Origin of the sequence: Undibacterium sp. YM2, assembly GCF_009937975.1 — a bacterium.
Classification (GTDB): Bacteria; Pseudomonadota; Gammaproteobacteria; order Burkholderiales; family Burkholderiaceae_D; genus Undibacterium.
On sequence record NZ_AP018441.1, the window covers coordinates 1,924,833 to 1,950,721 of the forward strand.

The 25,889-nt window shown below is 49.8% G+C and carries 29 protein-coding genes; 19 read left to right on the plus strand and 10 right to left on the minus strand.

What is annotated here, in order from left to right; all coding sequences use genetic code 11:
• Nucleotides 1-92 precede the first annotated feature (92 nt).
• Entirely contained in the window at nucleotides 93-836 is a 744-nt protein-coding gene (locus UNDYM_RS08590; RefSeq protein ID WP_162040683.1) for a Sir2 family NAD-dependent protein deacetylase, read from the plus strand.
• A 14-nt stretch (nucleotides 837-850) separates the two neighbouring features.
• On the opposite strand, the gene UNDYM_RS08595 is transcribed toward UNDYM_RS08590, so the two are convergent.
• From UNDYM_RS08595 to UNDYM_RS08615, 5 genes are read right to left on the minus strand one after another with little or no spacing between them, the layout of a single operon-like run.
• A complete protein-coding gene (locus tag UNDYM_RS08595) occupies nucleotides 851-1,486 on the minus strand; it encodes an SMI1/KNR4 family protein (protein ID WP_162040684.1) in 636 nt (211 codons plus the stop codon).
• 43 nt (nucleotides 1,487-1,529) lie between these two features.
• Entirely contained in the window at nucleotides 1,530-2,096 is a 567-nt protein-coding gene (locus UNDYM_RS08600) for a hypothetical protein (RefSeq protein ID WP_162040685.1), read from the minus strand.
• Nucleotides 2,097-2,101: 5 nt separating this feature from the next.
• Nucleotides 2,102-3,007, minus strand: coding sequence for a ribosome small subunit-dependent GTPase A (gene rsgA, locus UNDYM_RS08605; RefSeq protein WP_162040686.1), 906 nt, complete (start codon nucleotides 3,005-3,007; stop codon nucleotides 2,102-2,104).
• A complete protein-coding gene (locus UNDYM_RS08610; RefSeq protein WP_162040687.1) occupies nucleotides 3,007-3,357 on the minus strand; it encodes a 4a-hydroxytetrahydrobiopterin dehydratase in 351 nt (116 codons plus the stop codon). The genes rsgA and UNDYM_RS08610 overlap by 1 nt, the downstream gene beginning before the upstream one ends.
• A gap of 10 nt (nucleotides 3,358-3,367) precedes the next feature.
• Nucleotides 3,368-4,627 carry a M48 family metallopeptidase gene (locus tag UNDYM_RS08615; RefSeq protein ID WP_162044519.1) on the minus strand — a complete coding sequence of 420 codons (1,260 nt, stop codon included), beginning with the start codon at nucleotides 4,625-4,627 and terminating at the stop codon, nucleotides 3,368-3,370.
• Between the two features lie 42 nt (nucleotides 4,628-4,669).
• Here UNDYM_RS08615 and orn point away from each other — a divergent pair, with 42 nt between their 5' ends.
• Complete coding sequence (orn, locus tag UNDYM_RS08620; RefSeq protein ID WP_162040688.1) at nucleotides 4,670-5,266, plus strand: oligoribonuclease; 597 nt, start codon at nucleotides 4,670-4,672, stop codon at nucleotides 5,264-5,266.
• Between the two features lie 150 nt (nucleotides 5,267-5,416).
• Here the strand turns inward: orn and UNDYM_RS08625 are convergent, their stop codons facing one another.
• Nucleotides 5,417-5,773 (minus strand): FKBP-type peptidyl-prolyl cis-trans isomerase, encoded by a 357-nt coding sequence (locus tag UNDYM_RS08625; protein ID WP_162040689.1) that lies wholly within the window; start codon nucleotides 5,771-5,773, stop codon nucleotides 5,417-5,419.
• A gap of 396 nt (nucleotides 5,774-6,169) precedes the next feature.
• On the opposite strand from UNDYM_RS08625, the gene UNDYM_RS08630 reads away from it, so the two are divergent.
• From UNDYM_RS08630 to UNDYM_RS08665, 8 genes are all read left to right on the plus strand, one after another.
• Nucleotides 6,170-7,144 carry a cytochrome D1 domain-containing protein gene (locus UNDYM_RS08630; RefSeq protein WP_162040690.1) on the plus strand — a complete coding sequence of 325 codons (975 nt, stop codon included), beginning with the start codon at nucleotides 6,170-6,172 and terminating at the stop codon, nucleotides 7,142-7,144.
• Between the two features lie 34 nt (nucleotides 7,145-7,178).
• Entirely contained in the window at nucleotides 7,179-7,934 is a 756-nt protein-coding gene (locus UNDYM_RS08635) for a polysaccharide deacetylase family protein (protein WP_162040691.1), read from the plus strand.
• Nucleotides 7,934-8,914: a sterol desaturase family protein gene (locus tag UNDYM_RS08640; protein WP_162040692.1), complete on the plus strand. Its 981-nt coding sequence runs from the start codon at nucleotides 7,934-7,936 to the stop codon at nucleotides 8,912-8,914. Before UNDYM_RS08635 ends, UNDYM_RS08640 begins: the two co-directional genes overlap by 1 nt.
• Entirely contained in the window at nucleotides 8,911-9,756 is an 846-nt protein-coding gene (locus tag UNDYM_RS08645; protein ID WP_232063838.1) for an EI24 domain-containing protein, read from the plus strand. Before UNDYM_RS08640 ends, UNDYM_RS08645 begins: the two co-directional genes overlap by 4 nt.
• A 20-nt stretch (nucleotides 9,757-9,776) precedes the next feature.
• Nucleotides 9,777-10,577 (plus strand): molybdopterin-binding protein, encoded by an 801-nt coding sequence (locus UNDYM_RS08650; protein WP_162040693.1) that lies wholly within the window; start codon nucleotides 9,777-9,779, stop codon nucleotides 10,575-10,577.
• 2 nt (nucleotides 10,578-10,579) lie between these two features.
• Complete coding sequence (locus tag UNDYM_RS08655) at nucleotides 10,580-11,926, plus strand: TAXI family TRAP transporter solute-binding subunit (protein ID WP_162040694.1); 1,347 nt, start codon at nucleotides 10,580-10,582, stop codon at nucleotides 11,924-11,926.
• Between the two features lie 36 nt (nucleotides 11,927-11,962).
• Nucleotides 11,963-12,448, plus strand: coding sequence for a hypothetical protein (locus UNDYM_RS08660; RefSeq protein ID WP_162040695.1), 486 nt, complete (start codon nucleotides 11,963-11,965; stop codon nucleotides 12,446-12,448).
• Between the two features lie 143 nt (nucleotides 12,449-12,591).
• Nucleotides 12,592-13,884 carry an acetamidase/formamidase family protein gene (locus tag UNDYM_RS08665; protein ID WP_162040696.1) on the plus strand — a complete coding sequence of 431 codons (1,293 nt, stop codon included), beginning with the start codon at nucleotides 12,592-12,594 and terminating at the stop codon, nucleotides 13,882-13,884.
• Nucleotides 13,885-13,944: 60 nt separating this feature from the next.
• On the opposite strand, the gene UNDYM_RS08670 is transcribed toward UNDYM_RS08665, so the two are convergent.
• The gene (locus tag UNDYM_RS08670) at nucleotides 13,945-14,199 is read right to left on the minus strand and encodes a hypothetical protein (protein ID WP_162040697.1); all 255 of its coding nucleotides are present in this window, start codon (nucleotides 14,197-14,199) and stop codon (nucleotides 13,945-13,947) included.
• Nucleotides 14,200-14,274: 75 nt separating this feature from the next.
• Here UNDYM_RS08670 and UNDYM_RS08675 point away from each other — a divergent pair, with 75 nt between their 5' ends.
• Together UNDYM_RS08675 and UNDYM_RS08680 are read left to right on the plus strand one after the other, a co-directional pair.
• Entirely contained in the window at nucleotides 14,275-15,066 is a 792-nt protein-coding gene (locus tag UNDYM_RS08675; protein WP_162040698.1) for a helix-turn-helix domain-containing protein, read from the plus strand.
• 31 nt (nucleotides 15,067-15,097) lie between these two features.
• The gene (locus UNDYM_RS08680) at nucleotides 15,098-15,574 is read left to right on the plus strand and encodes a type II toxin-antitoxin system RatA family toxin (protein ID WP_162040699.1); all 477 of its coding nucleotides are present in this window, start codon (nucleotides 15,098-15,100) and stop codon (nucleotides 15,572-15,574) included.
• Here UNDYM_RS08680 and UNDYM_RS08685 read toward each other — a convergent pair.
• Complete coding sequence (locus tag UNDYM_RS08685) at nucleotides 15,569-16,642, minus strand: hypothetical protein (RefSeq protein WP_162040700.1); 1,074 nt, start codon at nucleotides 16,640-16,642, stop codon at nucleotides 15,569-15,571. The genes UNDYM_RS08680 and UNDYM_RS08685 overlap by 6 nt on opposite strands.
• Nucleotides 16,643-16,792: 150 nt before the next feature.
• Between UNDYM_RS08685 and UNDYM_RS08690 the strand changes: the two genes are divergently transcribed.
• Nucleotides 16,793-17,503 (plus strand): response regulator transcription factor, encoded by a 711-nt coding sequence (locus UNDYM_RS08690; protein WP_197740989.1) that lies wholly within the window; start codon nucleotides 16,793-16,795, stop codon nucleotides 17,501-17,503.
• On the plus strand, nucleotides 17,500-18,933 hold the full coding sequence (locus UNDYM_RS08695) for a HAMP domain-containing sensor histidine kinase (protein ID WP_162040701.1): 1,434 nt from the start codon (nucleotides 17,500-17,502) through the stop codon (nucleotides 18,931-18,933). The genes UNDYM_RS08690 and UNDYM_RS08695 overlap by 4 nt, the downstream gene beginning before the upstream one ends.
• A gap of 32 nt (nucleotides 18,934-18,965) precedes the next feature.
• Here UNDYM_RS08695 and UNDYM_RS08700 read toward each other — a convergent pair whose 3' ends face one another.
• Nucleotides 18,966-19,307, minus strand: a complete 342-nt coding sequence (locus UNDYM_RS08700) for a hypothetical protein (RefSeq protein ID WP_232063843.1) — start codon at nucleotides 19,305-19,307, stop codon at nucleotides 18,966-18,968.
• Nucleotides 19,308-19,423: 116 nt separating this feature from the next.
• Nucleotides 19,424-20,527 (minus strand): low specificity L-threonine aldolase, encoded by a 1,104-nt coding sequence (locus tag UNDYM_RS08705; RefSeq protein ID WP_162040702.1) that lies wholly within the window; start codon nucleotides 20,525-20,527, stop codon nucleotides 19,424-19,426.
• Nucleotides 20,528-20,632: 105 nt separating this feature from the next.
• Here UNDYM_RS08705 and UNDYM_RS08710 point away from each other — a divergent pair, with 105 nt between their 5' ends.
• The 5 genes from UNDYM_RS08710 to UNDYM_RS08730 all read left to right on the plus strand — a co-directional run bounded on the left by UNDYM_RS08710 (nucleotide 20,633) and on the right by UNDYM_RS08730 (nucleotide 25,797).
• Complete coding sequence (locus UNDYM_RS08710) at nucleotides 20,633-22,342, plus strand: M14 family zinc carboxypeptidase (protein ID WP_162040703.1); 1,710 nt, start codon at nucleotides 20,633-20,635, stop codon at nucleotides 22,340-22,342.
• Between the two features lie 102 nt (nucleotides 22,343-22,444).
• Entirely contained in the window at nucleotides 22,445-22,660 is a 216-nt protein-coding gene (locus UNDYM_RS08715; RefSeq protein WP_162040704.1) for a hypothetical protein, read from the plus strand.
• Nucleotides 22,661-22,682: 22 nt separating this feature from the next.
• Nucleotides 22,683-24,440: a diguanylate cyclase gene (locus UNDYM_RS08720; RefSeq protein WP_162040705.1), complete on the plus strand. Its 1,758-nt coding sequence runs from the start codon at nucleotides 22,683-22,685 to the stop codon at nucleotides 24,438-24,440.
• 108 nt (nucleotides 24,441-24,548) lie between these two features.
• Nucleotides 24,549-24,821: a hypothetical protein gene (locus tag UNDYM_RS08725; protein ID WP_162040706.1), complete on the plus strand. Its 273-nt coding sequence runs from the start codon at nucleotides 24,549-24,551 to the stop codon at nucleotides 24,819-24,821.
• Between the two features lie 148 nt (nucleotides 24,822-24,969).
• The gene (locus tag UNDYM_RS08730) at nucleotides 24,970-25,797 is read left to right on the plus strand and encodes an SAM-dependent methyltransferase (protein ID WP_162040707.1); all 828 of its coding nucleotides are present in this window, start codon (nucleotides 24,970-24,972) and stop codon (nucleotides 25,795-25,797) included.
• Nucleotides 25,798-25,889 lie beyond the last annotated feature (92 nt).

The window sequence follows — 25,889 nt, forward strand, 5'->3', positions numbered from 1 at the left end:
TTTTTTTTCGACATATGATATGCTGAACTTTCACTTGATACCGTGGCGTTGAATTTTCACGAAAAAATTCCTTCAGCGCGCCAACATTGCTTATGAAAGCCGAAATACAAACAAATAAAATAGTTGTCTTGTCAGGTTCAGGCATCAGCGCCGAGAGCGGAATTCCCACTTTTCGTGATGCAAATGGCCTGTGGCATAACTATTCATGGGAAGCGGTGGCCAGTCCAAGCGGTTGGCGTGCCCATCCTGAAGTCGTGCTGGAATTTTATAATGAACGCAGGTTGCAGGCAGCCGAGGCACAACCCAATGCCGCACATCTTGCTCTTGCTGAACTTGAATCAGCTTACGAAGTTGTTGTGATCACCCAGAATGTTGATGATCTTCATGAGAGAGCTGGTTCTTCAAACGTCATTCATGTGCACGGACAATTGAACCATGCACGCGGCACTTCTGAAGCGCGCAGGCGTTACCGTATTGATGCAGCGCCCATACAATTGGGGCAGCTCTGTGAAGATGGTACTCAACTTCGCCCTGATATCGTCTGGTTCGGTGAAGATGTTGAATATCTCGAAGAATCCAGAAGGCACATCACCACAGCGGCCAAGGTCCTTGTGGTCGGCACCTCATTGACTGTTTTTCCGGCAGCCTCATTGGTCAAGGCTGCGAGGGGCAGGGCAGAGAAAATACTGGTTGCACTGGCAATGGACAAGCTGCCTTATGGCTTCAGGTTCATGCGTGGCAAGGCAAGCAGTATTGTTCAATTCTTATGTCAAGGCTGGTTGGCTGAGCACCAAAATCGCAACCTCTATCCTGATTCAGATAAGCACGCTTCCTGACAGGAATGGGATAATTAATACAGCCATTTCCTCACAAGCCCGGTGCCGTGGCGCTGGGCCAGCAGGTCAAGACCGGCTTCTTCATCCTCATGTATTTCTGCGAGGCAGCGTATCATCAGTGCATCCAGATATTCTTCTACTGAATTGAAGAAGGGATTGAGCATGCTGCCATCATCATGGTCAAAATAAAATACTTCGCCGATGTCACGAAGAAAGCAAAACATATTGCCGTTACCCAGGTAGTCACCAAAGACTATCATGTCTTCAAACAGCTCCAGCACTTGCTCATCGTCGTGCTCCAGCATATCAACTATACCTGGGTATGCTTCCAGCAAAGGCTGGATAGGGGTGTCACCTTCAGGGCTGACGCTGCATAATTTTTCTGCGAGTGACAGGGCGCCAAATTCAAGATGATAAGCTTTTAATGCAGCTGGCAATTGACAGGACAAGCGCTGTTCCAGTTCAAGCACATCTGTTTCGCGGACCGGGGCAAAAACTGCCTGGCTGACATGCCCTTCCCATAGTGCCGCATAGGCTGTGATGACGGCGCGATACCATGCCGACCTGTCTTCAGGCGTCAGCAGTTCTGGCCAGCATAAATCAGGGCAGCCAGGTGGTGGCCACTGATCTGTTGAACCCATGTCTTGCATTCGAATCTCTCCTGTTTCTTATCGCACTGCTTGTCAGCCTGGCTTAATTGCATACTTTCTTGTCAGACGGGCCCAGCACCTTTGCCTGGGTAAGCAATAATTGATAGATGGGATAGGGCCAGTGTTCAAAAAGTTTCAGTTTGCCACCTACTGGGCAACTTGAAGTGGCGTATATTTTGCTGGAGTCTGTCAGCATATATCCCATCTTGAATTTGATATTCTCAGGGAATGGATTTTCCACTTCCAGGAACATGTCCTTCTTTTTATCCATCTGTTCGAATTTGAAAACCAGAGTGCGCTCCGGGTGCGTGTTGGCAGCGACCGCTTGCTCCAGTTTGATGACCCCGTTCTCGACACTCGCTTCTATAAACACGATCTCACCAGGGTATACAGAAATCAATTTATTATTGATCAGTACGGGTAGCGGTGTTTCAATTGCACTTTCAAATATCTCTTGATTATTCAACTGAAGCCGGACGTTCGGTGTACGACAATAGATCTGCTTGCATGGATCCTTCTCGTCTGTTTTAGCGTCAGCAATTTGTGCAAGGGAATAGCCCACTTGCAAAAAAAGTAGTGATGCTATGAGGCCTGTTCTTTTTAAATTCATGCGCTTCAGTATCCTACAGTTTGCTTCGATTCATGCACCAGTTGTTCAAACATGTCATGCCGCATGGTGGAGATTTCGCCATCCTTGACTGCTGCCAGAATTGCGCAACCAGGTTCGGTGTGGTGGTGGCAATTATAGAATTTACATTTGCCCAGGTGTGGCAAAAATTCAGGAAAGGCGCGTTCCAGCATGCCTTCACTGAGGTGGTGCAAACCAAATTCCTGAAAGCCTGGGGAGTCGATCACATAAGAGTTCTCATCCATGTGATACAGGCGGGTGAAGGTGGTCGTGTGCTTGCCGGTGTCCAGTGCTGCCGAGATTTCGCGTGTCGCGATTTCTGCGTCGGGAATCAGCAAATTGATCAGTGAGGACTTGCCCATACCAGACTGCCCGATGAGGATAGTGCTTTGCCCCTGCATCAGATTATGCATGAGCTGGCGCGTACCTTCGGGATCTGTTCTGACCGATACTTCATGTACCGGATAGCCGAGCTTGGCATACAGGCCAACGCGCTCTCTTGCCTTTGGCAGGGAGGCAGTGACATCGACCTTGTTAAGGATCAGGTGCGGTTTGATGCCCGACGATTCCGCAGCCACCAGGGCGCGTGATACCAGGTCATCGGTAAAGCTGGGCTCAGTCGCAACGACGATCAGCAATTGCGTCAGGTTGGCTGCCAGCATCTTCGATTTATACTGGTCAGAGCGATACAGCAAAGTCTTGCGCGTGGTGATGGCTTCTATCACGCCCTGGTTTTTGGATGTAAGGGCGTATTCAACAATGTCGCCAACCGAGACATCACTTTTCTTGCCACGGGTGACGCAATGGAGCTTGATCTGCTCACCGTCAATCTCGGCCTGTACCAGATAATGGCGGCCATGGGCAGCAATGACTAAAGCTTGTGGACGCGCCATCAGGAAAAACTCTGCTGAAAAATCGCATCTATCTTGGCAGCGCAGATAAAGTCATTTTCTGAAATATCACCCTTGCCATCATTGACGGTATGCGTGTCAAACTTGATGACGCAACGGTTATAGGTCACCACCAGTTCAGGGTGATGATCTTCTGCATGGATCACATAGGCAATCGCATTGATGAAAGCCAGGGTTTCATAATAGTTCTTGAACTGGAAAGTCCTGACGATGCGCGGGCCATCTTGCGCCCATTCAGGTGTGGCTGCAAAGTAGGCTGGCAGGATGGCATCGTCGAGGCCGGTTTCTGTATGCTGGGATTTCTTCGCCAGCAGGTCTGTAGTCTTGATCATGGTGTCTCCGTTATTGTGCGGCCAGCAGGTGGTTGATACGTACCGATGCTGAAGGGTGTGAGTCATAAAACGCCGAATGCAGTGGATCGGGCGTTAGGGTAGAAGAATTGTCGTCATACATTTTGACCAGGGCAGTGACCAGGTCATTGGCATTCGTGTGTTTGGCGGCAAAGGCGTCAGCTTCAAATTCATGTTTGCGCGAAGTGATCGCGCTCAGCGGTGAAAACAGGAAAGTAAACACAGGCAAGACCAGCATGAACAAAATAATCGCCATTGCATCATTTTGCGCCAGCAACATGGGATCAACGCCCAGGCCAGTGTAGAACCAGATTTGCTCTTTAAAAAAGCCCAGCATGGCCATGAAGACCAGCGACAGGGCGAACATGACAGCCATGCGCTTGATGATGTGCTTGAGCTTGAAGTGACCGAGTTCATGCGCCAGCACGGCTTCAATTTCATTTGGTGCCAGGCGTTCCAGCAAGGTGTCATAAAACACGATGCGCTTGGCGCCACCAAAACCGGAGAAATAGGCATTGCCATGGCCAGAGCGTTTCGACCCATCCATGACAAAGATGCCTTTCAGGGCAAAGCTGACGCGCTTGCTCAGGTTTTCTATGCGTTCACGTACTTCTTCATTGTCCAGCGGCCAGAATTTGTTGAACAGGGGAGCAATCACAACCGGGAAGATCAGCATGATCAACATCTGGAAACCGATGAAAAATGCCCAGGCATATAGCCACCACAGGCTGCCAGCTTTTTCCATCAGGGTCAGTATCACCCATATCAGGGGCAAGCCCAGTACGGCACCTATCAGGGCATTTTTGATCATGTCAGTGAAAAACAGGCCCAGCGTCATTTTGTTGAAACCAAATTTTTCTTCCAGCACGAATTGTGAGTAATAGCTGAATGGGAATTCAATCACGCTGCTGATGATGGTAAATGCCACCAGCAGGCTGATCTGATACCACATGCCGGAGCCAGTAAGCTTGACCAGATGCACAGACAGCCATTGCAAGCCGCCAAACAGGGTAAAGCCCATCAGCACGGCTGCATTCAACAGCAGCATTGCCATACCCAGCTTGGTCTTGGCAATGGTGTAGTCCGCCGCCTTTTGGTGAGAGGCCAGACCTATCTTTTCTGCAAATTGCGCAGGTACAGCAGCACGGTTGCGCAGGATGTGGCGTATATGGCGGGAGCCCAGCCAGAACTGAATAATCAGCGTCAATAGCAGGAAGGAAACGAATAAAACCGAAAAACCGGATGAAATCATGGGAAAATGTGACATTCGATAAGTAATAGCCAAGGAAGAATTATGTCACAAGCGACCGACATTCAAACAAACACTGCAAATCCTGCCACGCCAGCCCGCCCAAATGAAATGAACCTGATCTGGCTGGATATGGAAATGACAGGCCTGGACCCGGATACAGATCGTATCATTGAGGTGGCCGTGGTGGTAACGGATTCACAATTGAATGTACTGGCAGAAGGCCCCGTATTTGCAATTCATCAATCTGATGAAACCCTGGACAAGATGGATAACTGGAACAAGGGCACGCATGGCCGCTCTGGCCTGATCGACAAGGTCAAAGCCTCTACCGTGACAGAGGCAGATGCTGAAGCCGCCCTGATCGCCTTCTTGAAGCCCTATGTGCCAGCAGGTAAGTCACCTATGTGTGGCAATACCATCTGCCAGGACCGCCGCTTCATGGCGCGTGGCATGCCCAAACTGGAAGCTTTTTTTCATTACCGTAATCTCGATGTATCGACATTGAAGGAACTATGCCGCCGCTGGAAGCCTGAATTGGCATCCGGCTTCAAAAAGCATCAAAAGCACACGGCACTGGCGGATATTTTGGAATCCATCGAAGAGCTCAAATACTATCGCGAGCATTTCATTAAAGAATAAGCTGTATTCAGCAAACTTGTAGTAAATAAGCAAAAAGCCAGGCAAAAGCCTGGCTTTTTTGTCTTAAAGATCAGAGGGGCGGTGTGCCACGTGACTCAAACCCGGGACCCCAGCCCCGGGTTTATATGCTGATCTCAGGAAAGCAGGGGATTAAACGCCCAGCAATTCGACTTCAAATATCAGAGTTGCATTGCCAGGGATGACACCACCAGCGCCGCGTGGGCCGTAACCGAGGCTGGAAGGGATAGTCAGCAGACGAGTACCGCCCACTTTCATGCCTTGTACGCCTTCATCCCAGCCTTTGATCACATGACCCGCACCCAATGGGAAAGAAAATGGCTGACCACGGTCTTTGCTGGAATCAAACTTCTTGCCTGCGCTGCCGTCAGGGTTTTGCAACCAGCCTGTGTAGTGAACATCGACGTGATTACCTGCGACGGCTTCCGCGCCTTCGCCGACAACTTTGTCTTCATATTGCAAACCACTGACTGTTGTAATAGTACTCATTATTTTTTTCCTTTATTCCGCGTTTGTCACGCTACAAAATCGTTGCTGGTATTTGATTCCAGTTGTGCTGTTTTCAAGTCCGTATATCGTGTTCCCTGATACTTTTTGTTGCTTGCTTTGTAGTGCGATGCAGGCAATTTCATAGGGAAGCATGTTAAATACCGGCTAAAATTCACTGGAATTAGCGTCTCTGATCTAAAAAAGCTGGCGCAATTGTAGAGCAAAAGAAAAGATTTTGGTCGCTCAGCTTTAGGTTCTTGTTCTGGCAGCAATAGATTCTGGCTTGATTTTAGACAAATTAGGTGAAAAATCTGAAAAACAATGAAAGGAAAGCTCTTTCCTTATTGTCATGCGCTGTAAAATGCCAGTTCGATTTATTTTTTTGCGGTCTTTTTCATGCGTAGTCGTATCTTGTTGTCGTCTTTGGCGTTTTCTTTGGTTTCCGCATTCTCTGCATTTTCTGCACAGGCCAATGTGGTCGTAGTGCTCAATTCGCGCGATGCCACGGTGAGCCTGCTTGACCAGGTCACTTATAAAGAAATCAGCACCTTTCCTGTAGGCAAGGAACCCCATCATTTGATGGCCACCCCAGACAACAAATCCCTGATCGTGGCAAATGCGGTGGGTAATGAACTGGTATTTCTTGACCCCAAGACTGGCCAGATACAACGCCGCATGAAGGATATTGCTGACCCCTACCAGATTGGCTTTTCACCAGACCAGAAGTGGTTTATCTCTAATTCCCTGCGCCTCGATCGTGTCGATTTCTATAAGTTTGACGGCCAGGAGATGAAGTTGGTACAACGCGTACCATTGGCAAAATTGCCTAGCCACATGGCTTTTGATGCCGCCAGCACCACGGTTTTTATCACCCAGCAGGGCAGTGACCAGATTTCTGCGATTGATCTGGCGACTCAAAAAATCAAATGGACTATCCCGGTGGGAAAGCTGCCTGCAGGTATTTCCATGACACCTGATGATAAATACTTGCTGGTCGGCATCATGGGCAGCAATTATGTTGAAGTCATAGACTGGCGCACCCAGAAAACTGTCAAGAAAATCAAGGCAGGTGAGGGCACGCATAATTTCCGTGCCCTGGGTGACAAGCGCCATCTCTTTGTTTCCAACCGCACTTCCAACGAAATCAATATCCTTGACCAGCAGACCCTGGAAATTGTCGGCTCTATTCCCGTCCCAGGCGGTCCTGACTGTATGGAAGTCAGCGAAGATGGTAAAACCCTGTGGGCAACCCTGCGCTGGATCAAAAAAGTGGCTGTCATTGATATTGCCAGCCGCAAGGTGATCAAGCTGATCCCGGTTGGTCGTTCCCCGCATGGCGTTTTCTTTGCCAATCGTGCCGGCAATATGTAAATTGCGGTGGCCTGCACATGTGGCCTTGGTCGCCATGGCGTGTTCGCCTGCGGTGATTGCAGCGACTGCAACGGGTAACTGCAAGGGAAGCATCTACCTGACCTTTGATACCGGCAGCCAGTCGCAGGCAGAACTGATTGCCACGACCCTGCGCCGCCATCAAATCAAGGCAACATTTTTCCTGGCAAATGAAAAAACCGTGCAAGGCGACTATTCGCTGGACATGAGCTGGTCAGCTTACTGGAAAAAACTGGCTGAGGAAGGCCATGCTTTTGGTACTCACACTTTTGATCATGTCTATGTTGTCGGCGATTTGCCTGATGGCCGTATCACCGTCAAACCGCAGTTTGGTGCGCAAGCTGGCCAGACCCTGCAATGGACAGCAAAAGAATATTGCCAGGAGCTGCGCCGTGTCGATCAGCGCTTCTTTGCCCTGACGGGTAAAAAGCTCGATCCTTTGTGGCGCGCGCCAGGTGGCAAACTCACACCCAATTTGTTGAAGGCCGGACAGGCTTGTGGCTACATGCATGTAGGCTGGTCACCTGCCGGATTTTCTGGCGATGAATTGTCCAGCGAAAAATTCAGCAACCCCATGTTGCTCAGACGTGCTCTCGACAAACTCAGGGATGGTGATATTTTCATGGCGCATCTGGGTATCTGGTCACGCAAACAGGCCTGGGCGCCAGAAAACCTGGAGCCATTGCTTATTGGCCTTGAGCAAAAATCCTTTTGTTTTGCTACTCTACGCGAACACCCCGCTTATCAAAATTTAAACCAGCAGAAAAAATAATGACTATTTCCGATCTGTTCACAAATCTGCAAGCCTGGATTTTTGAAACGATAGTACAGCCCTCCATGTTTAATCTGGGGTTGGGTGAATTTGTGGAAGACTCCTATGAAGGCGTCGAATGGTTCATGCTCGGCGTTTTGCAATTGATTGTGCTGTTCATCATCTTGCGCCCGCTGGAAGCATGGATACCCGTGCATGAAATCAAGAACCGCTATGCACGCTGGAATGATTTCATCTATACCGCCTTGCACAGACTGGGGGCTTTTTCCATCCTGGTGTTTTTTGTGCTTGACCCCTTGCTGGATCAACTGACTGCCCTGCTGCACCTCCAAGGCGTGAACCCCTTCAACCTGGAAAACATCTGGCCAGGCATGTTGCAATATCCAGTCTTGCTATTTCTGACATATTTGATAGTGCTGGACTTCTTTGATTACTGGTATCACCGTGCCGAGCACCAGTTCAACTGGTGGTGGGCATTGCATAGCCTGCACCATAGCCAGCGCGACATGAACTTGTGGAGTGATAACCGCAACCACCTGCTGGATGATTTTATCCGTGATATTTACATGGGTTTGATTGCGATTGTCATTGGTGTGGAGCCGGGACAATATGTGATGCTGGTCATGGCATCACAAATGCTGCAAAGCCTGCAACATGCCAATGTACGCATTCATTTTGGCCGCATCGGTGAATACCTGCTGGTGTCACCACGTTATCACCGTACCCATCATGCCATAGGCATAGGCCATGAGACCCATGGCAAGGGCACCCTTGGCGGGCATAACTTTGCGGTGTTGTTCCCCATCTGGGATGTGTTGTTTGGTACCGCCCTGTTCGCCAAAGAATTTTCGCTGACTGGCATACGTGACCAGTTGCCCGCACCGGAAGGCAGCGCACGCAACTATGGTGAAGGATTCTGGTCACAGCAATGGCTGGGTTTAAAGCGTATGTTTGGATTTGACAAGGAAAAGCAATCATGAATATCGCATCCGTGATGCGGGCCTGGGGCAGGGCAGTAGCAGCGCAATTGCATTACCGTATGCTGCTGCTGACTTTTTTGCCTTTTATGATCGCCCTCATTTTATGGGGTGTTGCCATGTGGTGGGGTTTGCAAAGCATGATGGATTTTATCCAGGCATGGCTGAGTGAACACGATGGTTTTGCAAGGGTAAGCAGTGTCCTCAACATAGTCGGCCTGATTGCTTTCAAGATGGTGGTCGTACCGCTGGTAGCCATGTGGGTACTCTTGCCATTGATGATATTTACTTCATTGATGTGCATAGCAGTGTTTGCCATGCCTGCCATCAGCAAACATGTGGGTATGCGTGATTACCCGGAGCTGGAACAAAAGAACGGCGGCACGTTCCTCGGTAGCATGGGGCATTCCTTATCGTCTTTTCTCATTTTTGCGCTGATCTGGTTTGTGAGTTTGCCGCTGAACCTGATCCCCTTCGTCGGCCTGGTGTTGCAACCGCTTTTGTGGGGCTGGCTGACTTACCGGGTCATGGTGTACGATGCACTGGCGCTGCATGCGGATGAAGATGAGCGTGCCAGCCTGGTGCAGGAGCATCGCTGGTCTTTGCTGTCTATAGGCATCATTGCTGGCCTGTTTGGCGCGGCGCCTGGTTTGTTGTGGCTGGGCGGGGTTGTTTCTACCCTGTTCTTGCCTGTCATCGCAGGCGTGGCGATCTGGGTTTATGTGCTGATGTTTGTCTTTACTGGACTGTGGTTCCAGCATTACTGCCTGGAAGCCTTGCAGCGTCACCGTAGCGTAGCGCCCCAGACAGGGGCGTCAGTTTCGCAATCGCTGCCCAGCCTGTAATATAAAAATAAGGAGAAATCGTGGCAATCGGTCTGATTATCGTTGGCGATGAGATTTTATCTGGCAAACGCGAAGACAAGCACATGACCAAAGTCATCGCCTTGCTGAAGGCGCGTGGCATGCAGCTTGACTGGGTTGAGTATATAGGCGACAACCGCGAGCGCATTACATCGACTCTGAAGCGCAGCTTTGCCAGTGGTGACGTGGTGTTTTCTACCGGTGGCATAGGTGCGACACCAGACGACCATACCCGTCAATGCGCGGCAGCGGCGCTGGATTTACCTGTCGTTCTGCATCCAGAAGCCAAACTGCTGATACAGGAACGCATCATGGATATCGCCAAAGAAAAAGGCGAAGTGGCCGACCTGACGACGCCTGACCATTTACACAGGTTGAAGATGGGCGAGTTCCCGCTTGGGGCCGATATCATCCCCAATCCATTCAACAAGATCGCCGGTTTTTCCATACGTAACCACTTCTTTGTTCCCGGCTTTCCGGTCATGGCCTGGCCGATGTTGGAGTGGGTGCTGGATACCTATTTTACTCACCTGTTCAATCAGCATGCACAGTTTGAACAATCAGTACTGGTGTATGAAATGGCTGAATCCATTGTCACACCTCTGATGGAGAAACTGGAAGCCGATTTCCCGCTGATCAAAGTTTTTAGCCTGCCCAGTGTTGGTAGTGAAACTGAACGCAGGCATATAGAACTGGGCGTTAAGGGCGACGAGCAGCAAGTACCAGTGGCCTATCAAAAAATGCTGGAAGGCTTGCAGCAACTGAAAGCCGAATACATTCCCACGCCTGCCAAGCCTGCCTGAACATGCAAAAGATCAAATTCACCCTCTTCAATCTGCGTGATCTGCTGGTCGCATTTGGCCCGATCACGCTGATGGTGGTGATAGTCTGTGGCGTTGGTTACTGGCTGGTAGATCCAGCACCACCGCGTGTGATCGATATTTCCAGCGGGCAGGAAAATGGTTCTTATGAGCGCTTTGCAAAACGCTATGCGCAAGAACTGCAAAAAAACCAGATCACCCTACGCCAGCAAGTGTCGCAAGGATCAGAAGAAAACCTGAGCCGCATCAGTGACCCTGATTCTGAAATTGAAGTTGGCTTTGTGCGCAGTGGTTCGAGTGATGAAGCACAGGCGCATGAACGTGGCCTGATCTCACTGGGTAGCCTGTTTTATGAGCCCATCTGGGTGTTTTACCGCAGCCCCAAAGAAGTCACCACGATTAGCCAGTTCAAGGGCAAGACTGTCAATGTGGGCCCTGATGGTAACGGCGTCGCCAAACTGTTCAGCCAGATTTTAAGTGTCAATGGCATGTCAGAAGAAGATGTCAGCATACAAAAACTGGCTGATACGCCGGGCACGGCTGCTTTACTGGATGGCAAGGTTGATGTATTGATTTTCAGCTCTGCCAGTGATTCGCCGCTGGTGCAGATGTTATTGCTGACTCCCGGCATACGCCTGTTTGATTTCGTCCAGGCAGAGGCGTATACAAGGCGTTTCCCCTTCTTGTCGCATGTCGTACTGCCGCGCGGTATTGTCGATATAGGTAAGGATATTCCTGCCCGTGATTATCATTTGATTGCACCAACAGCGACCCTGGTCGCCCATGAAAGCCTGCATCCGGCCCTGATGGGTTTGTTGCTGCAAGCCGCGCACAGGATACATAGCGGTGCAGACTGGTTCAGCCGTCAGGGTGAGTTCCCCTCCGATAAATATACTGAAATACCAGTAGCACATGAGGCTGAAAAATTCTATAAAAACGGCCCGCCCGTGTTGCAGCGTTACCTGAGCTTCTGGATTGCCAATTTCATAGAACGCATGTGGGTCGTCATCGTCGCCCTCGGTGCCTTGTTCCTGCCGCTGTCAAAGATCATCCCGCCCTTGTACGTCTGGCGCATACGCTCACGCATTTACCGCTGGTATGGACAATTGCGGCTGGTAGAGCAGGCGATAGAAGAAGTCGCAGCAGAAGACAGGCATGGCGTTGCAGAGAAACAGTTGCGCTATCTCGATGAGATAGAAGAAAAAGTCAATCGCATCACCATACCCTTGTCTTATGCCGAGGAATTATATGGCTTGCGCAGCCATATCGCTTTTGTACGATCAAGGGTGCAGGCGATGCTGGCTGCATCCATGGGGCAGGCGACGCAGTAATGGAACTGTACTTCCAGTAAGGATTTTTAAAGCAAATTGATACTTGAAAAAACTACCAGTGAAAGCAAATTTGCCGTGCCTCGCTTATACAGACTATTTTTAAAGAGCCTGGTTGCAGTTTTATGCTTCATCTTTCTGGTGCTGTTGAGTGGTCCCTGGCTATTGTACGCATACGGTTTATCAAACATTGCAGGCCGACCCGAACATGCCAAAATCGCAGTGCTCAGCCCAGAAGACAAAGCGCTGATCTGGAAAGAAGTGAAAGAGCAGGGAGCTATGCAAGTAGAGGTCTTAACGCCCTATGAAATATATTCTCTGTTGCTGGATAAGCCTGACCCTGCTGGCTTACACTTGGCCTGGTATGTCGCCAGAAACTATAATTACGATCACCTGCAAGACCGCCGTATGGTGAATTGGCACATCTCTGGCGAGGCACTTACTGTGTGGCTGACGCGGCACTGGAGTAGCGATGAATTGCTGGCCAAGGCACTGGAAATTCGTCAAAGCAAGGTAAAACCATAAATTCATCATGAGTCGGTAGCGCAAATTTCGGGGCTGCGTTTGCAGTCTGTGCTTGGCTATTGGCAGTTCATCGCATTTATTGAAGCTTAGGCGCAGAATAATTTAGTATCGCAGCTACATTTAATTTCTTCACTGGAAAAAACATGCTGCGATACGCGATGTTATTGATCTTTCTTGCCCCCTGTCTGGCGACTGCAGCAGATGAAGAGCATTGGCTATTGCAAGTTGATAGATGGGGTAACCGTTCTTATCAGACCTTGAGCCTGACAGTAAATGGCAGCAGCATCAGCGGCAAGCTCGATGGTGACCAGCTTCTTGGTACGCGCTCCGCCAAAGGCATAGCGTTCACGGTAACGGATGCTGACAAGGCCAAGTATTCCTATGTCGGCACAGTCAGCAAAGATGCCATGCAGGGCACGGCTGATTTTCCTGATACAAATAACCCGCAGGCAAGAGCCGTACACACATTCAGTGCACGCAGGATACCTGATCGCCCTGCCGGAGCGGCACGAAAATACGATTTCCAGCCTACGGATTATTCCAATGAATTCGACCCGCACCGTCTGCCAGTGCTGACGGTCTGGCCAGGCGATACGGTGCATACCAAGACCATAGACTCTGGCGGCGTCGATGAAAATGGTGTCACCAAAGCCTTGTATGGCAATCCACAGACTGGTCCGTTTTTTGTCGGTACTGCCGAGCCGGGTGATACGCTGGTCATCCATCTTAAACGCTTGCGCCTGAACCGTGATTATGCCGACAGCCTTGACAGTATCGTCGGCAGGGCAATGGGTACTGCACTCGCAGCCAAAGCCACAAATCTTGGCAAGGCCATACGCTGGAAGCTGGATAGGGAACGCGGTCTGGCAAGTCCTGAGACGCCAACAGAAGGCTTGCGTAATTTGAGTTTGCCAGTGCGCCCCATGCTGGGTGGGCTGGCGGTTGCGCCGGGCAATGGTTCGCCACCTATATCTACAGGTGACACTGGCCGCTTTGGCGGCAATATGGATTTTAATGAGGTCGTTGAAGGTAATACCGTCTATCTGACTGTGCAGCAACCCGGTGCCTTGCTCTATCTGGGCGATGCACATGCCTTGCAGGGAGATGGCGAGACTTCGCAATATGCATTGGAAACATCCATGGACGTGGAATTTACCGTCGATGTCATTAAAGGGAAATCTGTCAATACACCAAGAGTAGAGTCGCCAACGCAGATCATGGTGCTGGGCCAGGCCGGTTCACTGGATGATGCCCTGCGGGCAGCAACTGGCGGTATGGTGCAGTGGCTGCAGCAGGATTACGGGCTCAGCCTGTCGGAGTGTGCGCAGATTTTGGGTAGCGCAATTCATTTCAGTATTCCCAATCTGGCGGGGCGCAGCGTCGGTGTGGCAGCAAAACTCGACAAGACTGTGCTGGCAAACCTGCGCCGTCAATAAGGCTAATGAGCATAGTGCTGGCTTGCCTCATTGACGATCTGCATGGTCAGAATCGGGTTACTACTGATGTTTTGCCAGCATGTCACGCAGGCCAGTGTCTGCAATAGCGAATACATCAAATATACCCAAAGCCTTCAAGGCGGGCAGGGCTTCAACTACGGCTGCTTTTGCATTCGCGCGTTCGTCTGCAGAACTGTCTGGCTGCAGGTAAGTCTTTGCATTGACCACGAAGGCAGCGACCGTGCCTTTTCTGATAGTCAGGCCGTCAATAGTCGTTGTGTTGATGTGGTCTGGGAGTATGTCTTCGGCTTTCATGTTGTTTCCTTGTGGGTGAATGGAGACTGAAGTTTGCGCTCCATGCACAAAAGTCGCTTGCGATATAATGCCAACATGTGTCGAACTGAGGCCAAGCCCTTACCCCTGATCAATCCCGAGCACGCCAACGCGGATGGCGGGGCGATTGCCTACGCTGTCACCAGCAAGGCCCATGCGAGGATGACGCCAGAACACAGCCATGCCCGCGGTCAGTTGCTGGCCGCAACGACAGGTGTGCTGGTGCTCGAAGCAGAACAGCAGCATCTGCTTGTGCCTCAGGGCTATGCCATCTGGCTGCCACCGTTTATCCCTCATGCCTTACGTACCAGCCATTTGTTCAATGGCTGGAGTGCCTATCTTGCCCCTTCAGAAGTGTTGCCTGCCAAAACCCAGGTGTTTCAAGTATCCGGTTTATTGCGTGAAGCAGTTTTGCGTGCTGCAAGCTGGGGTATCAGCGATCAGTTGAGTGCAGCTCAAGAGCGTGTACTGGCCGTCATTGTCGATGAAGTAGCGAGTTTGCCCCCTCAGGATTTTGTACTCGCCATGCCCACCGACCGCCGCCTCGTCAAAATCGCCGGTGCATTATTGGAAAATCCTGGCGACCCGCGCCCCATGCAAGACTGGGCGACCTGGGCAGGCATTGCGCCGCGCAGCATGACCCGCCATTTTGCTGATGAAACGGGCATGAGTTTTTCTGACTGGCGGCAACGCGCCAGACTCATGCGGGCGCTGGAATTACTGGCTGCAGGGACAGCAGTAACCAACATTGCACTTGAACTCGATTACGATAGTCTAAGCGCCTTTATCGCCATGTTCAAGCGACACTTTGGTGTGCCACCGAGCCAGTTTTTGGCTGGCAATCAATGAGTTCTCTTCCATTAATATCACAGGACAAGATATGCTGATCAAACACGAATTTGAAGTCAGGGCCAGTGCCAAGTATCTGTTTGACCTGACCCAGGATTACACGCTCAGGCAAGAATGGGATACCTTGACTACCGAGTCCTATTTGCTGAATGCAAAACAGGCCGCGATAGGTGCGCAGGCCCGCTGCATAGACGGCAATGGCCTGGCGATGGATATTGAATATGTGTCGTATAAGCCAAATGAAGTGGCCGCCGTCAAGATGGTCAGCGGCCCCTATATTTTTGATCAGTTTGCTGGTGGCTGGCATTTCAAGGCCTTGTCTGACGGGCTGACCCGTGTGCGCTTCTCGTATAACATCACGGCCAAACCACGCTGGCTGTCATGGTTGTTGACGCCTATCTTGTGTCTGAAATTCAAACGCGAGACAGAAAAGCGCATCGTCGCACTGACAGCCTATGCAGAGCGGCAATTTGCTGTCTTGCCGCCCGCGCATCCTGTTGCTTCATAAGGCATTCATGAAGGCCTTGCGTATCTGACGACCGCATTTGACGGATTCCACATAAGCCCCGGCTGCCTTATCGTGGCGCGACAAAATGCCATAGTATTTCCTGTCAGGGCTGACCCATGGGTAGAAACCCCATTTGCCTGGGCTGGAGTAGGCATCAATACTGCCATTGCCTTTCTCTGATTCTACCCAGTGATTGTAAGAGTAAGTCCAGGGTTCATTCATCAATAATATAGGTGAGAACACCACCTTGCCAGGGCAGGCAGAAGGCAGGGCACAGACTGCCTCATCGCCGAGGTAGCTGCCTATCACCAGTTCCTGTTTCATGATTTTTTTGAGAAATAGCGCATAGTCGGTGGCCGTACCCATCATGCCGCCTGCCATCAGCGGGTCAAGCGCTGCCATGTTGAAACCCTTGCTCAGGCCTATGGTGTTCTGGTATTCCGTATCCAGCTGGTTTGCCGTGAAATTACCCAGGCCCAGATCTACAACCGCCAGCTTTTGATCATGGCCGCTGTCATAGTCAAATCTGTTCTCGGTTAGTGAGTTGGGTTTGTCAGTGTTAGTGCCCATACCTGCTTTATAGCAATCAGATACATTCTGAGTGCCAGCACAGGCATCTTCATTGAAGCCAGTATAACCTGACATAAAGCGCAAGCCATCCTTCAGTGTGTTGTTGCTGCGTACCTGGTTGATGCCTTTCTTTTCCAGCACGTAGGCGCCAAATATCCATTTCGAGGCAGAGGCAATATTGAAGTAAGTGTTTGATTTAACGCTGCCAGCGCCTTGCGAAGCAGAGACTATGGGAGCATTGTCGGTGGCATTGCCGATTTCCCAGTAAAAATCGCCCAGCTTGTCGGTGGTGCACATGGGGTCTGTGCTTGCTGCATTTTTGGCTGCCGCGATGGCGGCGGTAAGGCGGGTAGTGGAATTGGTAGCACTGGCCGAAACGGGTGGTACAGCGTCAGTTGTAGTGCCAGGACTGCCAGGGCTACCACCGCCACAGGCACTTAGCAAACAGGCTGCAGCCGCCATAGTGGCAAAGCTCAGCACGGAAGCAGGATAGTTCATGTTATCTCCAGTAGGGAACAGATAATGGACAGACCCGCTTGTCAGATCGAGAGGTGCAGGCCCGCTGTCAGAAACTGTAAACATGAATTCTGTAATTTTGATGGAAGAGTTTCTCGTTCACCGCAATATGGCAAAATGAAGGAGTAAACTTTGTTACCACATGTTTCAAACTCCATGAATCCTGCCACTACCGTCCTGCTAGTAGAAGATGACCCCATGATCGCCCGCACCTTGAGCATGGGTTTGCGCTATGAGGGTTTTGAACTCAGCCATACAGGCAGCATTGCTATCGCCATGCAGTTACTGGAGCAGCAGGCGTTTGAGCTGATATTGCTGGATGTGGGCCTGCCTGATGGTGACGGTATCAGCCTGTGTAGGGCATTGCGCGCATTGCACCCTGCAACACCGATATTGATGTTGTCTGCCAGGACCGATGAAAGCGCCGTGGTCGCCAGCATGGAAGGCGGTGCCGACGATTACATACGCAAGCCCTGTGGGCTGCGGGAACTTAGTGCCCGTATGCGCCGTCTATTGGTCAGGGCACAGCCAGCCAGGGAGCCAAGGGCGGTCATCAGTTTTGGTGATATTGAGATGGATGTACAGCGCCGCAATGTCAGTGCCAGAGGAGTAGCGCTACAATTGGGCAAGAAAGAATATGATGTGCTGATGTTGCTGGTACGTGCCAATGGTGACGCTATCACCCGTGAGCAGATACTGAGTCAGTTTGAGGACAGTAATATCATTTACGACCGTACCATCGATTCCCACCTTAGCCATTTGCGCCGTAAATTAAAGGATGCCGGTGCGACTGAGCGTATCGTCGCCATTTATGGCATAGGTTATAAACTGGAGCATGCATGAGTCGTTCATTATGGTTGCGGTTTTTTGCGATCAGCGTATTTTTTGCATTGCTGCTGAGTCTGTTCTATCTATGGATGATCAGGGAAGTAACTACGCGCCCCGGGGACGAAGTACAGCGCAGCATGTATCTGTTTATCGCCCGCATTGTGGAGGGGCATGATTACGCCGAGGGTCTGCGTCTTGTACAGACTTACCGCAGCGAGTCACCGGCAATCCCGCTGGAAATGTGGATAGTGAATGCAGACAATCAGATACTCGCCAGCAGCCCGGCAGATGCCGTTCCACCAGCCGCGCTTTTGCAGCGTGCCAAGCCAGGCGTAATCCATGAGGTAGTAGCACGCGGGCGATTTTTTTCAGGTACGGCTGCTTCTGCCATTGTGCGCCTGCAATCTGACCAGCCCAGGTATTTACTGATACACAATCCAGGTACACCTGCACGTGGCGCATTTTTTACCATGGCGACCTTGTTCGTGGTGACACTAGTTACTGCAATTTTGCTGGGTCTGTTATTGCTGACTCTATATCTGCGCATGCGGTCGGCAGAAGCGCGGCGGGTTATTCAAGACATGGAGGCTGGTAACCTGAGCGCACGTTTTACCTCTGGCAGGCTGGATGCCATAGGTGGCCTGATGCAGCATTTCAATGCCATGGCCAATGAAATACAGCGACTGGTTTTGCAGTTGCAAGCCATAGAAAAAACCAGGCGCGAGCTTTTGCAAGAGCTGGGTCATGATTTGCGTACTCCGCTGACCAGTTTGCGCACCGCGATTGACACCCTGTCTGTACATGGTGAGGCGATGGAACAGCAGGAGCGAGAAGAGTTTTTTACTGTCGTCAGTAATGAACTGGATTATTTCACCAAGCTCATCGATGACCTGTTCTTTATTGCCAATATTGATGAGCCGCGTTACCGTAACCAGGCCAGCAGTGTGGATTTATGCGATTTGCTGAAAGCCGAAACAGGCCATGCCGTACACATGCAACAGCAGGCAGATCAGGTCATAGAGTTTGTGCTGGAGATAGACGCTGGCTGTGAACAAGGCAGCCAGCAGGGCGGGTTTATCACTGGTGATACCTACCTGATATCCAGGCTATTACGCAATGTTTTTGAGAATGCCGCCAGATATGCGCAAAGCAAAGTCCGCATACGCCTGTCTGCCGTTGATACAGTGCTGGTATTGAGCATTGAGGACGATGGCCCTGGTTTATCTGCCGATGCCATGTTCCGTTTTGGTCAGAGGCGCGACACCCGCCTGCTGTTCCAGGGTTTGCCAAGCAGGCAGGCTGGAATATCGCTGGGCCTGGGTTCTGTCATTATCAAGTCTATAGTCGAATTGCACGGCGGCCATTACGAGATAGCTAATGGCGAAGCCCGCAGCGAATATCCCGGTGCACGCCTGAGGCTGACTTTTCCCAGACGATATTCTTGATCAGCGAATTAAGCCTGAGCCTGGTACTGTTCTCAGTATTGGTGGCTCATGGACTGTTCTTTGCTTTTGGGGCGTGACTTCGCAAGCGTGGATTTTAATTGCGAATCCGTAATGCGGAAGGTTTCCCTTTTATCCCCCATCAGGGCACGTAATTCCTTGATCGTGAGGCCACTGATTTCATGCATGCTGATCATCAGCGACGCACCTATAGGCAAACGCAAGTGACGGATTTTGCTGATCACCGGTGGTGCCACATCCAGCATTTTTGCCAGTGCCGCATCATTTTTCAGATGCAGGCGCCTGATGAGCGTATCAAACAGGTGATTGGGGTTGTATTTGACCTTGTCGGACTGCAAATTGAGCAGGCTTATCATTATTTCTCCTTGGCGTTTCTTGAAAAATTGAAACGATGCCAAGGAGCTTAATAAAGATATAAAGTTTTGTATGTGCGATAACTCACATAGCATACTTATATATGGCGCGAGCAGATTCAGTGTGTGCTGTTTTTCAAGGCTTGCGCCAGTAGCTGCAAAGCCTGCCTCAGTTTTTCGTCATCCATGGCAAGCAAATTATCGCCTACATACCACTCGAACATGCACTGCCCGGGTAAGGCAGTGTGTACGGCATTATTGAACAGCCATATCCCGTGTTCTTGCGCGATGCGGTTGCGGATGGTGATGGCAGTATCCCGGTCTGTCGGCAGATACAGGTGCAGCATATTGCATTGTGGTGCGGCGGGATTGGTTTTGAATTCGGGATACGCGCGCAATTCTTCAAACAACCAAAGGGTGCGGGCAAAGCAGGCGGGCAGGGCAGCCAGCCTTTGATCAAACTGCATCGCAGCAGCGACGACATAGGGGCTGCGGCGGAATACGCTGCCACCCTGCCTGTGCATCCAGACGTGTGCTTTGGCAATGAAATCGGCACTGCCCAGCAGCATGGCACCACCCAGGCCAGCTATACCTTTGTAGAACGAAACATAGACCGTATCAAAACCTGCACTTACTTCTGCCAGGCTGCGGCCATAACCGGCGGCAGCTTCCCACAGGCGCGCTCCATCCATATGCAGGTGTATATCCTGCTGGCGGCAATGGGCTTTGATGGCGTTCAACTCTTCCCATTCTGGTAATTGCCCGCCTATTTCGCGCATGGGTAATTCATATTGTGCCGCAGCGATTTTCTCCGGCTGGGCCTGCAAGTCCTTCAGTGTCCAGGGTCTATAGGGGTTGCCGACCTGCACGGCCTTGAAATGGTCAAGCAACTGAAAATTGCTTTTTTCATGGACCAGGATATGCGAGCTCGCATGCAAGGCGACCAGCGGGCTGCCTCTTTCTTCGCAAGCCAGACGCAAGGCAGTAACCTGGGTCAACGTGCCGGTGATACAGAACAGACCTGCTTCCATGCCCAATAAAGCAGCGATCTTGCTTTCGAAAGATTGCACCAGTTCACCCTCACCATAGGTGTCATGTTGCACCTGATGCTCTTCTGACCAGGCTGCCATGCGTGCAAAGGTCTCTGCAGGCGTGATGGCACGATGGCCAGGCAAAGTGGTATGACAATTCTGGCGCAGTGCGCTTATTTCAGCATCGGTCACAAGGTTCTCCTGCAAATTGTTTCAATCAAGCATCAGTATGCCATGTCAGTACCGTCACTTGTACGCTAAAATCGTGGGATATATTTACTTCAACTGGTATACCGCATGTCATCACATACAGACCATACCACCGCCTTCATCACACCCTATGAAGCCGGTAACCAGAACCAGACTACCACCTGGCAAGCCTGCATACAGTTTTACCAGGATCTGGCAGCGCAATTTCCAAATGTCCTGCAATTCAGCCAGATCGGTGTTTCTGATAACGGCAAGCCCATTCACGCCGGTATTGTGACTGCCGATGGCGTATTTGAGCGCGAGCGCATCAAACAGGAACAACGCACGATATTTTTCAATAATAACGGCATACACCCGGGTGAGCCTGAAGGTATCGATGCCTGTATGGCGCTGGTACGCGATTTTTGTATCCAGCCCGAACGCCTCACAGCACTGGGTAAAACGGTATTCCTGTTCATCCCCGTGTATAACGTTGATGGCTGCCTGAACCGTCAGGATACTTCACGTGTCAATCAAGATGGGCCAGAGCAGTTCGGTTTCCGTGGCAATAGTCTGCATCTTGACCTGAACCGTGACTTCATCAAGTGTGATAGCGAAAATGCCCAGGTCTTCAACCGCTTTTTCAGCGAATGGAGCCCGGATGTCATGGTCGATACGCATACCTCAAATGGTGCTGACTACCATTACACCATGACCCTGATACAAACCCAGGCAGACAAGCTCGGATATGGTCTCGGCCCCTACTTGCGCAACACCATGTTGCCTGCCATTTATACAGAAATGCAGGAACGTGGCTGGCCGACTTGTCCCTATGTGAATCCTGTCAAGGACAGCCCTGATCATGGCATAGAAGATTTCCTGGAAACACCACGGTTTTCTACCGGCTACGCAGCCCTGCATCACACCATAGGTTTCATGCCTGAAACCCATATGCTGAAGCCTTTTGCCGACCGCTACGCGTCCATGCGCGCCCTGGTGGAAACCGTGCTCGCATTCACGACCGCCAATGGCGCAGAGATACAGGCATTACGTGCGCAAGCACGCGAGGCTGCCAGCCAACAACAGCAGGCAGCAGTGCATTGGGTGGCCGACCATGGCCAGGCTTCCAGCTTCATGTTCAAGGGCTACCAGGCGGTATATAGCCCCAGCGTGCTGGGTAATTACACGCGGCTGTCGTATGACCGCAGCCAGCCATGGGAAAAAGCCATCGCTTATTACGATCACTTTGTCGCTGATATCACAGTTACGCAAGCCAGGGCTTACCTGATACCGCAAGCCTGGCGCGCAGTCATAGAACGCCTGCAATGGAATGGTGTGCAGATGCAAAGGCTGGAAGCTGATACCAGCTTGCAGGCAGAGGTTTATCACATACAGTCAGTGCAATCACGTTCGCATGCTTATGAGGGGCACATGTTCCATGACGACGTACAGTTGCTGCCGACCAGCGCTAGTGTGATTGCCCACGCAGGCGATTACCTGGTCCCACTGGATCAGCCCGCGGCACGCTACATAGTCGAAACCCTGGAACCGCAGGCGCATGACAGTTTCTTCCGCTGGGGCTTCTTCAATAGCGTACTGGAAAAGAAAGAAGCTTATTCAGATTATGTCTTTGAAGACACCGCCACCGATATTCTCAACACCGAGCCAGAAGTCAAGGCAGCCTTTGAGCAATGGAAGCAAGAAAACCCAGGTTTACTCAGCGACCAGCAAGCGGTTCTCGATTTTATTTTTAGCCACTGTGCAAGATTCAAGGAACCAGAATGGCGTCGCTACCCTGTGTTGCGCATAATGCATTGATTTTTTGAAATTTGTTACAAGTTTTTACAGAAACATAATAGAATCTTCCGTGGTATTACCTCGTGTTTTATACAACGGAAGTCTATTGAAAGGTTAAAAATCATGTCTAAATTGCTTGAATATTTGAATACACTGGATAAAGATGCGACGGCGCGTGAGGCGCATGTCAATGATCCCCTCGGTGCAATGACTGACTTTGGATTGACTGAAGAAGAAAAAACTGCAGTTCATTCAGGAGATACGCAGGCAGTCGCAGACGTATTGGGAATTTCTGTCGATAAGCTCAACGCCTTAGACACCATCGTAACACTATATTGATTTCATTTTTCCGGCGCTTGCAATGATTTTAAATAGGGCTATTTTATTTGTCGCATCTATTTTGCTTGTCGCCGGTACTCAAGTGGCAGCCAAGCCAATTTACAACTCTAGCTCAATTGATGATTTGTTGAATCAATCTGGGATGGAGGTTGTTACTGCGCCTGAAAAAGCCTCCGAGACTCTTAGTAAGTTGGGTGAATTGAAGGGTAATTTCACCGAGGCACAACGAAGTAGATTCTTTTTGCTTAGTGCTGCGACTTTAGGATTTAAGGGAAAACACAAAGAAAGAGTCGAATTAGTGCAATCCGTGATAGATCAAGTTCAGGAGCCACTTTATCGGGTTAGGTTTCTTTCTCAATTGTCTTCAGGCTATACAAATCTCGGGGAATACGAAAGAGCTTTAGAGGCAATGAATCAAAGTATTTTAATTCTGCCGAAGTTAACTAGTATCGAAGCAAAAGTTGATACATTACAAGCTGCAATCAATGTGCTAAATTCTCTGCACGCGTATGATGAAGCATTGATTTACGCAGAAAGAATGCTGACTACAGCAACTTCGTCCGAAAGCAATAGTGCACAATGCCTTGCTTTAGGTGATCAGGTTGAAATCAATTTTCTACGAGGTGAGCGGCAACGCGCGAGACATATACTGCCAGATGCCATAAAAGTATGTGACTCAGCAAATAAAAACTTCTATTCGCTCTTACTTAACACTCTTGCTGCTATAGATTTGATTGATTCTGGCAATTATCTACAAGGTAAGGGCGCAGCTTTAAAATTACTTCAAGATTTTTCGCACTTAAATCAAAGTTCGGATTATGGTACCCAGTTAGAGGAGGCATTGGCTCGCGCTTATTTAAATACGGGTAATCTTGAGCAGGCCGAACGCTTTGGTACGCAGGCCTATCAACGAGCAAAAGCCGGCAACGCTATTCATTTGATGGAGAAAACTGCAGAAACAATGGCCACTATCAAGCGTGCTCAAGGCCAGTATCCCAGCTCACTGGAATACTATGAAGCAGCACTGGTACTGAAGAATCGTGTGTTAGACGATCAACTACATAAAAATCTGGCATTCCAGCGCGTCAAGTTTGACACTCAGGATAAAGCCAATCAAATGAGTTTGCTTGAACAGAAAAACAAAATCCTTGCTGTTGAACGCGAATTAGAAAAAAAGAATAATCAGAATCTTTGGTTGTTTATTTCTTTGGTGGGAGTGATTCTGGTTGTATTGAGTTTATGGCTGATCAAAACCTTGCAGCAAAAAAATCAATTCCGCCAGTTCTCACAAACAGATGGTTTGACCCAGGCAGCCAATCGCATGCATTTCATCAGCTTCGCGAATGAAGCATTCAAATTGCGCACTGGTAGCGTCAGCATCATCCTGTTCGATATGGACTTGTTTAAAAATGTTAATGACACATATGGTCATGCTACAGGCGACTGGGTATTGAAAAGCGTCAGTGAAACCGTCAAGACGCATTTGCGCAAGGTTGATTTGTTTGGGCGGTTGGGTGGTGAAGAGTTTGGTATTTGCATGCCAGACTCAAGCCAGGCCTCAGCCCTGCAATTGGCGGAGCGCTGCCGTATGGCAATCACAATGATAGATACAGAACCTAGTGGCCATAAATTCTCACTGTCTGCCAGTTTTGGTGTGGCTACAGTAGATGGAAATGGGCTCAAGAATTTTGACGAAACTCTGGAGGCTGCTGACAAGGCACTGTATATCTCCAAAGCCGAAGGTAGAAACTGCGTTAGTGTTTTCAGGCAAGTTCCTTAAACTTGTCGATGATAATTTGTTAAAAATAGTTTTGCTTTAGCTAATACTTGAGTTTAGAATTATCCTTGGTATTACCCCATGAAAGTTTTGCCAACCAAGGAGAAAAGTATGTCTAAGTTGTTAGATTATCTGAATGCTCTTGATACTAGTGCTGCTCTTATTCAGGCGCACAAAAACGATCCAATACAGGCGGCACGTGATTTCGGTTTATCCGTAGATGAACAGGTTCTTATCCTGCGTCAGGACAGGCGTGAAATATCCGCCTTTCTGGATTTACCGTTCAGGGATTTCGATGCTATTGATACAACCGAAACTTACTTTGAATCATGGGAAATTGCCGGTGACGAGCAAGCTCAATTTGAGCAAGAAGTTGTCGCGTAATACACGTTTATGAAAAACACTTTTTGCAAACGCAATGAAGCTAAAAAGTGTTGATAGCACTGCTATGTATAGAGCCGGATCATATTTGTTTCTGGCTCTATTTTTTTGTATTTGCAACCCCTTTTTGTGATATTCACACCTAAAATCTATGACAATTCAAAAGCAAGGATCACTCGTCTGTGTGGGAACTGGCATGCGTATGGCGGGGCAATTGACGCCAATTGCGCAAAGCTATATTGAAACCTTTGATATCGTCATAGCTGCTGTGCCGAATATTTTTACGCGTAAATGGTTGCAGGGTGTGGCAAAAGAGTATGTCTGCCTCAATGATCACTATGAGGATACCAAGATTGACGGAAAGACCAGACGTGATACCTACAGACGCATGGCTGATACTATTTTGAAAGAAGTGCGGGCTGGCAAGAAGGTATGCGCTGCCTTTTATGGTCATCCTGGCATATTCGCTTGCATTTCGCATATGACAATCGCCGAAGCTCGTTTGGAAGGTTATGAAGCTCATATGGAACCAGGAATTTCTGCATTAGATTGCCTGGTTGCTGATTTGGGCATTGATCCTGGTAGCTTTGGCATGCAGTCAATGGAATCAACACAGTTCATGATTTATAAGCGGCCCCTTGATCCTACAGCTTTGCTGGTGTTATGGCAGGTAGGCATAGCGGGTGACTTGACCTTGAAGCGTTTTGATACAGAGCCAGCTCATTTGCAGATACTGGTGAATAAATTGGCACAGTATTACCCGCTTGATCACGAAGTGATTTTGTACGAAGCCGCCACAGACCCGCTGGAAAAAACACGCGTAGACAAACTGCGCCTGGAGGATTTGCCTAAGATGTCTTACAAGCAAATCACTACTCTGGTGATACCCCCATCCAGGCCGCTGGAAAGAGACCAGTCAATTATCGATGAACTCAATGCAATCGCTGCACAGAGAGGGAAGGTCCAGCAAGCAGCTTGAGAGCCAGGGTAGTTCAGGTTTTGCCCGTGCTCTGGCGCGAACGCCCTTTGAATAGAAAAGGTTTATAAATGCTATTGCTTGCATACCAGTGA